Consider the following 12,919-nt stretch of genomic DNA (forward strand, 5'->3'; position numbering starts at 1 on the left):
TTATTATAAACAGCTCAAGAATCACTATTTATCTCAAGTTTTTAGGTGAGAATTTATTATACAAATAATTAGAGTTGTTGAGAATCTATTTTGGTGTTCCACAGAAAAAAAAGCGCAATAAAACTCCACTAAAGTAATCATAGCCAAAAATCACTATCTTCTAAAAAATCGATTGGAAAGCTCTCAAAATCGATCGCTTCTTTTTTCTGTAAAACAGCATTATATTGACTGGCGATCGCCTCGGGAGAGAAATTGTTTTCAAGATATTTTCTTGCAGACTGACCCAAACGTTTTGCTTCTTTAGTGTCCTGACTTAATCCAAGAATATAATCCGCTAATCCTTGTGAATCACCATTTTCAAAGCCAGCACCACAATCACCTTCCTCAAGCATATTGTTGAGATAAGTAGATTTTGGACAAATCGCAGCGATGGGACGACCACTTGCTAAGTAACCATAAACTTTACTAGGAGCAACCAGACCTTCCATTCCTTCACTAACACTAACGAGAGTTACATCACAAGCAGTCAAGGAATAAGTTAAATCTTTTTTATCTTGGTAAGGAAGGAAAACAAAATTATTTAAACCATGCTCTTTAATCTTTGCTTTCAAATTCTCTTGCTTTGCACCTTTACCGATACAAACAAATTGAATGGGTTCGTCTTTTAGTTTCAGCGCGGCTTTGAACATTGTGTCAATGTCGTGACAGCGACCCATATTACCAGAATAGAGAACAGTGAATTTTTCAACTAAATCATGCTTCTGAGCAAACCAATTTTCTTCCTTCTCAATTGGGTAAATCTTTTGAGGATCTGCCCAGCTATGAATAATTGTGATTTTGTCTTCAACTTCAGGACAGTGAGCAACAATTCTGTCTTTCATATTGCTGCTTAGAACAATAATTTCTTTAGAGTTACGCCATACTTGCTTATTAATCCAAGTCCAAGCTTTTACGATTGGATTGTCACGACTAATCATTCCAAGTTCAACAGAAATATCTGGGTGAATATCGTAAATCAAGCAGATATAAGGAGTATTGAAAAAGAAGTTGAGAAGATAGCCGATTACTGGCAGAAAAGGAGGAGCAGTTGTAACAAGTAGAAGATTATATTTTCTGTAGTTAGCTGCAATGTGGAGGATTGCTCTGAAAGCAAATAACAAACCACCAAGTAGAGCGCCTCTCAATCTCTTAGAGCTGAACTTAGTGATATTGGAACGGCGTACTGTCACACCGTTTAGTAATTCTTCTTCTTTAGGAGCGACTTGGTCTTGGTTAGCATAACCAGGTTGACCAGTGAAGACGTCAATGTTTAGACCATTGCGACCGAGGTGCTTGACTAACTCTTCGATGAGTTGGCCAGTCTTCGCGTAGTCCGGGGGGAAAAATTGAGTGACAACTGAGAGTTTTGTGGAACTGTCAGTAACCACATCTCGTGAATGATACTCAGAATTCCTAAAAAGCGAATTCACAAGATTATTAGCAACATTGTTAGTTAGAGTAATACTACCAGCGGAGCTAGCTGAGATTTTTCCAAAATCAGGAGAAATAAAGTCTTTCCCTTTCACTAGATTTTGTTTGACATTACTAATATTCCGCAATAAAGTAGAAGAGAGTTCCTGAACATTAATGGCTTGGTTATAACTTGCAATCATCTCTTTTTCTCTACCTAAAGTAGATAATGCCACCCCTCTATTGTTCCAAGTAACATAATCATTGGGATTAGCCTTGATTGCCTTATCATAATTTTCGATTGCCTCTTCTTCTTCGCCTAAAGAAGACAATATAACACCTCGATTATTCCATGCAATATGCGTATTTGGCTTGAGTTTTAAAACATTATCATAGCTGTTGAGAGCTTCTTCATACTCTTTCGCGAAACTGTGAAAAAGACCTTTTTTCAGCCATAAATAAGCTTGTTGACCAGAATCTGTAGCTGCTTTGATCTCATCAACAACTTCTTTTATCACTATCTTCTTTTCTGCTGATTCTAAATCTTTATATTCCTCAAAAATACTCTCTTCATAATTGGCACAATTATACTCACGTTTTATCTGCATTAGAGTAGAATTAAAATGAAAAATATTAGAGCGCCAATCAAAAAAATCTGGTGCACGACGAACAAAATAGTTGATGCCAAAATCTGGAAGAAAGAATATTAGTGTAATGGGAAATTGGTCTCGAATTTTTTCACGACTTAAATTGAGGTTTCCAAGAATTAATGGGACTTTTTCCCAGTTTTTTCCTGCATAACCTTTTGTTTGACTTAAACCAAGCAGATTTATATGCTTTTCTTGTTCATATTCTGATATCGCAATTTCAATTCCTTTGATGAATAAAATGTCGAATTTTTGTTCCTCATATTTTTGAACAATTGCTTCATAAAGATTCTTGCTCTCCTTACTTATAGTTAATTGAGATATTTGTTTTTGTAATAAATCTTTCTCTAGTTTTCGAGTCAATTCCTCTGCGGTTTCTGATGTACAGTTGACAAACTGTAAGTTGAAATCATTTGCTCGCCGAATAGATCGCAATAATGCGGCATAAGAATCTTGATCTTGAGGTCTAATATCATTATCCCAAATAGAATTATTTGCACTTGAACTCATGATTTACTTCTCTATTCTATAATTGTGCTTTTGCCTGTTTAAATTGTTGAATTTTAAGAATTAACGGATGCACATCGTACCAGACTTGAATTTCATCCTCACTGTCAAATGCAGCATACTGTAATATACATCGACTAAATAGCAGCCGTCGTTCATTATCATTCCCTTTAATCTGCTTGTCTCTTGCCACCTTTGCTAAAGTCAACCATTCTTCCGAAGAAGTTACTGATCGACGATAGGTGTCTCGCGTTTGAGTAATTGCAAATTGGGCGGCTCTTTCTGTAATTGGTAGCTCATCAACATAATCAAACGAAGTTCGTACCAATCTGAGTAAATCTCTAACATGACCACCACTCATCTGACATAGCCGTGTCAAAATCTCTTCATTTCCAAACACATTGGGTACTAATTCAAACGTTTGAGCTTTTAATTTGCGATGCACTCGTTTGTTAATAATTTCTCTTAGCCGTTGTAAACCTTCTTGATCTTCGTCTCCATTTAAAGTCTGAATTGCAGTAATTGGCAAAATCGAAGGTTCTCCATCATACCTCTCCGCTAAGTCATTTGCTCGATTATATGCAATCGAAATTGGCACAGTATAGACTACATCGCAACCAAGATCTTTTAACTGCTCCGAGCGATCAATGAAAATTTCTTCATGGTTTGTGCGCCCATCATCATCTCGCCGAACTGGCACGATCCGATCCAAATTATCAACTATCACTACAAGTTGCTTTTTACCATGGGATAAGTTGCTAGTTGCATCTTGGATAAATTCTTTGAGGATATCTAGCAATGTTACTGTATTCGGATCAATCAATTTGCGAATTTTTTCTCGTTGACTGGGGATCTTACGAATAGCCACTGACATTGTTGTAAACATTAGCGGAATATCCACTTGCCCATTATTGAATTCTACTTCTGCTAGAGCTAAATCTTTGAGTTCCTGTATCCGACTCTCAACCCACTTTTGAAACTTTGATTGATCGGCATCTAATGTATTGAGTAATTGTCGCACACAAGCTATTAAGATATCTGTATATTGTGCATCTTCAGGATCAATATCTCCATCATCAGCGGCAAAATATACGACATAGCAGTCTTGTTCTTCTAGATACTTTCTAAGTCGTAATAATTCTGTTGACTTTCCTGTGCCACGATGTCCCGCGTACAGTTGTGCCGTGGGACGACTATTTCGACTACGAATAATTTTTCGTCCAAGATCTCGCTTAATATCTGCTCTACCTCGCGAGTCTGACATATCCACATAAATATCTGCATCCTTGATCGCATCGAGAGGATAAAACGGATCAAAAGAATTGTAGATTCTGAGCAGTAATTCTTCTTCGGACATATCCCGACCAAACTAAGCAACTACACTTAATTATATCGAGTACTTCAGATCCCCGACTTCTTTTGCTAGATGCCCAGAAACCTGAAATCATTGCCTCAGAAGTCGGGGATCTTTAACCCCATGAAATGTCTCTAAACTTCAACACCTTCGTAGATATCGGCCAATGCCATTTCACAGCCCACGGAATCCAATCGAATCACATCATCAATCTCTGTATATTCCGTCAGACTCCACTTTTTCGCTTCAACCCGCACAAAATGCTCCACATAAACGCGGTCTTGGGCAATGAGCAGATAGTCCTGAAAATCTGGAATCGAACGATAATATTCAAACTTTTCACTGCGATCATAATTTTTCGTTGATGGTGATAGCACCTCTGCAATTAGACAAGCACTCAAAAGTGTATCTTTGCGGCCTTCTTGCAAAACTACTGGTTTCGCTGCAACCATCACATCTGGATAAGTATAGATTTGTGGTGAGGGAATACACAAACGTTGATCAAGGACAAAAATACGATACGGAGATTTTTTGAGAGCGAGTTTGAGAGAAACATATAAATTACCGCTCAACTCGTTATGATTCGGTGTGCCTCCTGTCATGAGTTGGACTTCTCCTTTGATGTATTCATGCCGTTCTGTTGCTTGCTCTTCCTGTGCTAAATATTCTTCGGGAGAAATAGTCTTAACCAGAGTTTGAGTCGCCATAACTTATTCGGCTTTCGTAATATCCTTGCATTCTGCCCTAAACCTAGCACAAGTATTTCAATGGTTATAGGGACGATGAAGCTAACTTTTCCTCGGCGATCGCCCATCACTTTCCAAACAAAAACCGCCTCTCCCAAATTCGGAAAAGACGGTTTCAGCTATTATCAAATCAAAATTTAGACCAAGTATTCCTGCAAAGGTTTTACATCTAACGGCTCAGCCTGAAGCGATCGGATCGCTGCAACAGTTGCCCGTGCCCCTGCGAGAGTTGTAATAATCGGCAACTTGTAATCCAGTGCCGTCCGACGAATCACCCGACCATCAGTTTGGGAATCTTCCCCAGAAGGCGTATTGATAATGAACTGAATCCAACCATTCTTCATCCAATCCACTACGTGAGGACGACCTTCATGGAGCTTAAGCACGAGCTCCACATCTTCAATACCGTTGTCCAACAAGACTTGGCGTGTACCAGCTGTGGCGACAATGCGGAAACCGAGCTCAATCAAATCTTTCACCACTGGCACAGCCGCTTCTTTATTGCGATCATTCATCGAAACAAAGACAGTACCTTCAGTGGCAAGTTTAACGCCTGCACCGATTTCAGCTTTTGCAAATGCCTTACCAAAGTCAGTGTCGATGCCCATCACCTCACCAGTGGAGCGCATCTCAGGCCCAAGCAATGTATCTGTGCCTTCAAATTTATTAAAGGGTAAGACGGCTTCTTTAACAGCGACATGCTTAAGAGTCACTTCGCCATCAACACCTAGTTCCTCAAGGGTTTTGCCAGACATCACCAAAGAAGCAATTCTCGCCAGCGATCGCCCGGTTGCTTTTGAGACATAGGGCACAGTTCGGGAAGCACGGGGGTTCGCTTCGAGAATATAAACCTGATTGTCTTTGACGGCATACTGAATATTCATCAAGCCAACGACATTGAGAGCTTTCGCCAACTTAGTTGTCCACTCACGAATCGTATCCATCACGTCATCGGGGAGGGAAGTGTGAGGAATAGAACAAGCGGAGTCGCCGGAGTGAATACCCGCTTCCTCGATGTGCTCCATAATGCCGCCAATCACCACTTTGCCCGTTTTATCGCATAGGGCATCCACATCGACTTCGATCGCATTTTCGAGGAATTTGTCCACCAAAATCGGATGATCAGGTTCCACCTGAACGGCGTACTTCATGTAGTAATCCAATTCGGCATCGGAGTAAACAATCTCCATTGCGCGACCACCAAGGACATACGAAGGACGCACTACGACAGGATATTCAACACGGTTGGCGATCGCCTGAGCTTCAGAATAATCGCGAGCAATACCGTTAGCCGGTTGAAGAATTTGGAGCTCATGGAGAATCTTCTCAAACCGCTCACGATCTTCGGCTGTATCAATATCGTCGGGCTGCGTCCCCCAAATTTTTGTGGTGACAGGGCAATTGTCAGCCTTGAGGTAATTGTCGAGGGGAACCGCTAATTTCAAAGGAGTTTGACCACCGAACTGTACAATCACACCTTCGGGATTTTCCGCTTCGATAATGTTGAGCACATCCTCTTTTGTTAGAGGCTCAAAGTAGAGGCGATCGCTGGTGTCATAGTCCGTGGAAACCGTTTCAGGGTTGGAGTTGACCATGATGGTTTCATAGCCCGCATCGCTGAGAGAGAATGCCGCATGACAGCAACAATAATCAAACTCAATACCTTGACCAATGCGGTTAGGGCCACCACCCAAAATCATCGCCTTGCGCTTATCAGAGGGCGTAACTTCAGACTCAGTACCGTCGTAGGTGGAGTAATAATAGGGTGTAAAGGCTTCAAATTCAGCCGCACAAGTATCAACTAATTTATAAACAGGCGTCACCCCAATCAACTTCCGGTAGGCACGTACAGTATCTTCATCGGTCTTCGTGGCAAAAGCAATTTGGCGATCGCTAAAACCCTGTTGTTTAATCACCCGCATATCTTCGGCGGCAATATCGGTTAAAGCCGTTTGCTTCATGAAACGCTCTGTCACCAACAATTCCGCCATCTTGTCGAGGAACCAGATATCAATTGCCGTCAAATCATGAATCTCCTCTACGGTCATACCAAGTTTTAGTGCCTGATACACCGTAAAAATTCTCTCAGGGTTGGGTGTCCGGAGACTCGTCGAAATTTGACTGAGGTTAGGAAGGGTTTCTTTGCGATCGCAGCCAAAACCATAACGACCTGTTTCTAGAGAACGTAATGCCTTTTGGAAGGATTCTTGGAAGGTGCGGCCAATAGCCATCGCCTCACCCACAGACTTCATTTGAGTGGTGAGAGTCGGCTCAGAGCCAGGGAATTTCTCAAACGCAAACCGAGGAATCTTGGTTACGACATAATCGATAGTCGGCTCAAAAGACGCAGGGGTTTGCTTAGTAATATCGTTCGGAATTTCGTCGAGAGTATATCCAACTGCCAACTTCGCCGCAAATTTGGCGATCGGGAAACCTGTTGCCTTTGATGCCAGTGCCGAGGAACGAGATACCCGCGGATTCATCTCAATCACAATCACATCACCATTGAGGGGATTCACAGAGAATTGGATATTAGACCCCCCCGTTTCAACCCCAATTTCACGAATAATTTTTAAAGAGTAATCTCGCAGACGTTGATATTCCTTATCCGTCAAAGTTTGGGCTGGGGCAACGGTAATCGAATCTCCGGTGTGAATACCCATCGGATCGATATTTTCGATGGAACAAATAATCACCACGTTGTCGGCAAGATCTCGCATCACCTCAAGCTCATATTCCTTCCAGCCGAGGAGGGATTTTTCAACGAGAATCTGCGAAACAGGAGAGGCTTCCAGACCAGATTTACAAATTTTCTCGTATTCTTCTTGGTTATAAGCAATACCACCACCGCTACCACCCATCGTGAATGCCGGACGGATAATTAATGGATAGCTCCCAATTTCTGCTGCAACTTCTTTGCCTTCCTCCATAGTGCTGGCAATGCCGGAAGGACAGACAGGGACACCGATGCGAGCCATCGCCTGCTTAAAGAGATCACGGTCTTCTGCCATCTCAATCGCTTCTAATTTTGCACCGATTAGTTCGACATTATATTTATCTAGTGCGCCATTTTTTGCGAGGGAAACGGCTGTATTTAATGCAGTTTGTCCTCCCATTGTGGGGAGCAGAGCATCGGGACGCTCTTTGGCAATAACTTTTTCGACAATCTCTGGAGTAATGGGTTCGACATAGGTGCGATCCGCAGTCTCTGGATCAGTCATAATCGTTGCCGGATTGGAATTCACCAAGACGACTTCATACCCTTCCTCCCGCAAAGCCTTACAGGACTGGGTTCCAGAATAATCAAATTCGCAGGCTTGGCCAATGACAATTGGGCCAGATCCAAGGATTAAGATTTTCTTGATATCTTCGCGGCGGGGCATAGGGCTTCTAGACTTCCGTACTAAAAATTGTCTTGATTATTCTATCGGTTTGCCTGTCAATTCTTTGCGGTTATCGGTGTTGCAGTGTGGCTAAAGTTAGATTTAGCTGACAATCGAGGCTGTGATCAGATGCAAGTGTTCAGTTTTCGGGGTCTAAAGTTTTTTGGCGATCGCCCCTAATGATTTTAAGAATCGATAATTTGCGCGAAAAAAATTGTTGCATTTTTGCGATAATTCATGCAAGGCTAAGCTACTACACGTAAGTAGAACAAAACAAAAAAGTTTCGCTACAATCGCAGTCAGTGAGAGAAGAAAAACAAAATCGGCAGCATTCTGATCTTTGTAGATCTCACATGAAATCGACTGTGCCTTAAACATTTATCGACGGGCTTAGTATTGCTACATATTTTTCTGAGGAGCACCTAAACAGGCAATGACACCTTCAAATCCGTTCTTTGATGCGTTCATTTCCTACGGGCGAGCTGACAGTAAAGTCTTTGCCACAAAGCTCTATGAACGTTTGAAAGAGGCCGGTTGCCATATTTGGTTTGATCAGGAGAATATTCCCCTTGCCGTTGATTTTCAGGAACAGATTAATGACGGCATCGAAAGAACTCACAATTTCCTGTTTATTATTGCGCCTCACTCGGTAAATTCTCCTTATTGTCTCAAGGAAATCGAGTTGGCGATCGCCCTCAATAAACGGATTATCCCGTTGCTACATGTGGAGGAGATCGATCGAGATCTGTGGAAAGAGCGCAATCCAGAAGGCACTGACGACGATTGGGATAATTATTGCAAAGCTGGACTCAACAACAGTTTTCAGAACATTCATCCTGTTATTGGCAAAATTAACTGGATTTATTTTCGAGAAAAGCTCGATGATTTTGAGCTTGGTTTCGAGGGTCTCATTAGCGCCCTGAATAAACATGGTGATTATGTACAACGCCATACAGAATATTTAGATCTCGCACTGGAATGGTCGCGCAACCAACGAAAAAATCAATATCTGCTCACCGAAGAACTCAAACGCCAAGCAGCTGAATGGCTTAGATATCAATTTGTAGACGAGCAACCCCCCTGCATTCCGACAGAGCTTCATGGGGAATTTATCTGCGAAAGCATCCGTGCGGCGAACTTCTCCTACACTCAAACTTGCCTCTGCTATGTGCATAATCTTGAAGATCCAGTGGACGAGCTGGTGCAGTCAATTCGGCGATCGCTGCTGTTATATGGAATTACTGTTGCAGACAACAAAATCGAGAACGAACAGGCTCAAAAAGACTTCAATTCTCGCCGTCGTCAAAAAATTGATTTCGCCGATAACTTCATTTATTTTGTCACGCCCGAATCTCTGCAAAATGACTACTGTCAACAGCAGTTTAAATACGCTGGCGATCGCCACAAGCGCATTATTTTCCTCATCATCGAACCAACCCCTGGCGAACTGTACCCCAGCAATTTAGATGATGTTCAGATCATTGACCTTGTCTCTGGTGATGACCCAAGCAAAAAACAAGCCAGCATAGACAGTCTTCTCAAATTCCTTGACCAAGACTTCTACTATCACAACCGCCATAAATATCTCCTCGCTAAGTCCCTGACCTGGCAAGATCAGCGCGAAATTCCGAGCTTACTCTTGCGAGGCTGCATATTACAGCAATATGAAGATCTCCAGAAAATTGCAGAGCAACGCAAATATCACCAATTTACTGAGCTCCAAAACAGCTTTCTAGACGCAAGCCTCGCCCAAGCCACAACCCAAACCCAAACCGATGTGTTTTTAAGCTATGCGCCACAGGATATCGATTTTGCGACAAAGCTCAATAAAACCTTAGAGGAACAAGGGAAAGTTACTTTTTTTGCACCGTTCCATGCAGATCATGATTCAGAATCTGATGCAGATATTCAGCAGGGGTTAATTGATGCCGCTAATTTTATTTATGTGATTTCGCCGGATTCGGTCGCCAAAGATGATTGTTTAGCCCAATTACAACGGGCAAAGGGGGTCGGCAAAAGAATTCTCGGTATTCTCTGCCGCACAACTGAGCTAGAGGCATTTCAGGGAATTTGTGCAGAAGACCAACTCATTGACTTTAGCCGCCATGGTTTAGATTTTCAGGCGGGTCTCAGCCAACTGGTGCGGTTATTAGATACGGATAAGGCTCATGTCCAGAGCCATACGAAATGGTTTCGGCGAGCGATTGAGTGGGAGCAAAAGAAGAAAACTCGAGATCTTTTATTGCGGGGCAATGAGTTGGCGATCGCCCAATATTGGCTCAAGGAATCGGATGAAGGACAGAAGAGCCCCCAGCCGACGAAGCTCCAACGGGAATTTATTCAGAGCAGTGTTGCCGAAAGCCAAAAAAATATCCGTCGCCAGAAATTTTTATTCACAGCGGTAAGTGTGGGCTTTGTAATTTCTACAATTTTGGGGATTTTTGCCACTCGGAAATCCTATGAAGCCGCAGTGAGCGAACTGAGCGCGATTATGAATACATCTGCAGCGTTATTCTCCTCAAATAATGAGTTAGATGCGTTTGTTGAGGCAATGCATGCTTGGCGAAAATCCAAGGACATTAACCTCAATCGCGGCGATCGCTACCTCAACAAAGATATTTCGAATGTTTTAAGCCAATCCGTCTATCAATTATATGAATCCAATCGTCTCAGTGAACATGAAGCTGCTGTTTACGCCGTGGACTATAGTTCATCTGGGGAGTTGCTGGTATCAGGTAGTGCGGATCGACAGCTGAATCTTTGGTCAGCCAATGGTGAGTTACTTCAAACCCTTGGTGAAGTTGGCCCTATTAGTAAAGGCCATACAGCTAGCGTCTATGCTGTGCAATTTAGTCCAGATGATCAACTTATTGCCTCAGCGAGTGGCGATCGCTCCATTAAATTGTGGCAACGGACGGAAAATGAACAAGAATACTTGTTTCAAAAAACACTTTATGGCTGCGTCTTCGAAGCAGAGTTTTGTAATGGGCATGAAGGAAGTATAAATACCATTGCCTTTAGCCCTGATGGTGAATTTTTTGCTTCAGGCAGTGAAGATAAAACCATTAAACTCTGGAGTAGCGAAGGTGAGTACATAACCACTCTTAGCGAATCAACTCCAGATAACCAACATCAGCGAGCTGTCAATGATATTGCCTTTAGTGCTGATGGTCGCCTCCTAATTTCTGTGGGTGATGACCGCAGCATTAAACTTTGGGAGCGAAATCTTCTCAGTAATCAGTTTACGCTCCGCCAAACCATTGAAGGTTGCCGTAAAACTGAAATCTGCGACGGGCACCAAGACGAAATCAAAGGTGTTGCCATTACGCCAAATGGCGAGCAATTTGTCACAGCAAGCGATGATAAAACAGTCAAAATCTGGCGCGTTAAAGATGGCACTTTAGAAAAGACTCTCATTGGCCATACGGATGAAGTTGAGAGTGTAGAAATCGATACGATAGACAACGGGAAAGGGCTCAATCTGATTGCCTCTGTCAGCCGCGATAAAACCGTTCGTATTTGGAATACCAAGGGAACAGCAATCCAAACGTTTCCAGGGCATAGTAGCCGAATTTATGATGTGGTCTTTAAACCCGGTGAGGCGGCGATCGCCACCAGTAGCCGAGACAGAAGTATCAAACTGTGGCGACTCAATAACGACATTGTGACGCCTTTTTATGGTCATACCAGTCGGGTTTATGCTGTCACCTTTAGCCCTGATGACCAAATGGTGGCGTCTGCAGGGCGTGATCGCACTATCAAACTTTGGAGTCGCGAAGGTGAACTATTACGTACCTTAACGGGTCATACTGCCGAAATCGAAAAAGTTGTGTTTAGCCCTGATGGTCAACTCCTTGCTTCTGCGAGTTGGGATGGCACCGTCAAAGTTTGGACAATCAAAGGTGAGCTGCTTACGACCTTCACAGACCATACTCAAGAAGTCTATGGCGTTGACTTTAGCCCCAATGGCAAAACAGTAGCTTCCTTAAGCGCCGATCAAACCATGAAACTGTGGGATCTCGAAGGCAATATCATCCAAACTATCAATCTAAATGAAGGTCGCGTATATGATTTGCAGTTCAGTGATGATGGCGAATTAATTGCCCTGGCCATTGGCAATACAATTCAAACCCTCGAAAAACAGCAGGGAGGACGTCGCAGTTACCGTATCGGTAAAAAGATTGGTGGTTGTCAGATCCTCGACCAAAACTGTAATGCCCACCGAGATGATATCGAGGCGATCGCCATTACGAATGACAACAGCATGCTCGTTTCCGCGAGCCGAGACAGCACCGTCAAATTCTGGGGTCGAGATGGGCATCACCTCTACACATTACGGGGCCATGAGAGCGAAATTGAAGGCTTAAGCTTAAGCCCTGACAACACAAAACTCGTTTCCGCCAGCCGTGATAGCACCCTTGTTATTTGGGAAAATTTACCCTCATCTGAAGATATCTCTCGTTTAGTCCATAACAGCGATATATCCCTTGAGTATTGGGGGGGCAGCGCAAAAAAAGATGAGAAAGATGACATAGACAGCAAAAAACTAAAACCAAAAAACACAATCCTGAAAGGCCATCGTGCCGAAGTCTATGCCGCTGACTTTAATGCAGATGGTACGATGCTCATTTCTGCCAGTGCGGATCAGTCGATTATTCTGTGGGATTTAGAAGTCGCTCTCAACCTAAATGCACTCATTAATTACGGGTGTAGTTGGTCACAGGACTATCTACAGTACAGTGACGACGTAACGAGCAGAGCTGGCAATTTTTCTGATCTCTGTCGAGGTCATACCCTACCAGACAAATCCAAAACCAACTTTTAATACCATGC

The 12,919-nt window shown here is 42.8% G+C and carries 5 protein-coding genes; 1 reads left to right on the forward strand and 4 read right to left on the reverse strand.

Annotated features, from left to right (window positions below; all coding sequences use genetic code 11):
• Nucleotides 1-137 precede the first annotated feature (137 nt).
• From LEPTO7376_RS26060 to carB, 4 genes are all read right to left on the reverse strand, one after another.
• Complete coding sequence (locus tag LEPTO7376_RS26060; RefSeq protein ID WP_015136021.1) at nucleotides 138-2,606, reverse strand: glycosyltransferase; 2,469 nt, start codon at nucleotides 2,604-2,606, stop codon at nucleotides 138-140.
• Between the two features lie 16 nt (nucleotides 2,607-2,622).
• Nucleotides 2,623-3,960, reverse strand: a complete 1,338-nt coding sequence (locus LEPTO7376_RS20890) for an ATP-binding protein (RefSeq protein WP_015136022.1) — start codon at nucleotides 3,958-3,960, stop codon at nucleotides 2,623-2,625.
• 131 nt (nucleotides 3,961-4,091) lie between these two features.
• Entirely contained in the window at nucleotides 4,092-4,664 is a 573-nt protein-coding gene (locus LEPTO7376_RS20895) for a Uma2 family endonuclease (protein ID WP_015136023.1), read from the reverse strand.
• A 176-nt stretch (nucleotides 4,665-4,840) separates the two neighbouring features.
• Nucleotides 4,841-8,086, reverse strand: a complete 3,246-nt coding sequence (gene carB, locus LEPTO7376_RS20900) for a carbamoyl-phosphate synthase large subunit (protein ID WP_015136024.1) — start codon at nucleotides 8,084-8,086, stop codon at nucleotides 4,841-4,843.
• Between the two features lie 433 nt (nucleotides 8,087-8,519).
• Between carB and LEPTO7376_RS20910 the strand changes: the two genes are divergently transcribed.
• The gene (locus tag LEPTO7376_RS20910; protein ID WP_015136025.1) at nucleotides 8,520-12,911 is read left to right on the forward strand and encodes a TIR domain-containing protein; all 4,392 of its coding nucleotides are present in this window, start codon (nucleotides 8,520-8,522) and stop codon (nucleotides 12,909-12,911) included.
• The last annotated feature ends 8 nt before the right edge of the window (nucleotides 12,912-12,919 follow it).

The organism is [Leptolyngbya] sp. PCC 7376, from assembly GCF_000316605.1.
Taxonomy (GTDB): Bacteria; Cyanobacteriota; Cyanobacteriia; order Cyanobacteriales; family MRBY01; genus MRBY01.